We start from the raw sequence: 464 nt of genomic DNA on the forward strand, positions 1-464 counted from the left end.
TGCGCCAACTGGCCCGCTACATCGTCGAGCGACGCAACTGACCGACGGGTCGTCGGAAGTCCCCGGCAAAGGTAGGGGCTCCCTTGCTTGGGCGCGGCCGGTGCATCAGGTAAACTGCTGGCCTCTCCGGATTGCATAACGACAGCCTGATGCCCAAGACGCTCCATGAGATTCCCCGCGAGCGCCCCGCCACGCCCCTGCTCGACCGCGCCTCTTCGCCGGCCGAACTGCGCCGGCTGGGCGAGGCGGACCTGGAAACCCTGGCCGACGAGCTGCGCCAGTACCTGCTGTATACCGTCGGCCAGACCGGCGGTCATTTCGGCGCCGGCCTCGGCGTGGTCGAGCTGACCATTGCCCTGCACTACGTCTTCGACACTCCGGACGACCGCCTGGTCTGGGACGTCGGCCACCAGGCCTATCCGCACAAGATCCTCACCGAGCGCCGCGAGCTGATGGGCACCCTG

1 protein-coding gene is annotated in these 464 nt (G+C 67.9%); it reads left to right on the plus strand.

What is annotated here, in order from left to right; genetic code table 11:
- Positions 1-149: 149 nt before the first annotated feature.
- The coding region (locus FLP08_RS16970; RefSeq protein WP_279327002.1) for a 1-deoxy-D-xylulose-5-phosphate synthase N-terminal domain-containing protein at positions 150-464 on the plus strand (315 nt) is incomplete at its 3' end.

Source organism: Christiangramia aestuarii (assembly GCF_009735585.1).
In the GTDB taxonomy this organism is placed as follows: Bacteria; Bacteroidota; Bacteroidia; order Flavobacteriales; family Flavobacteriaceae; genus Christiangramia; species Christiangramia aestuarii.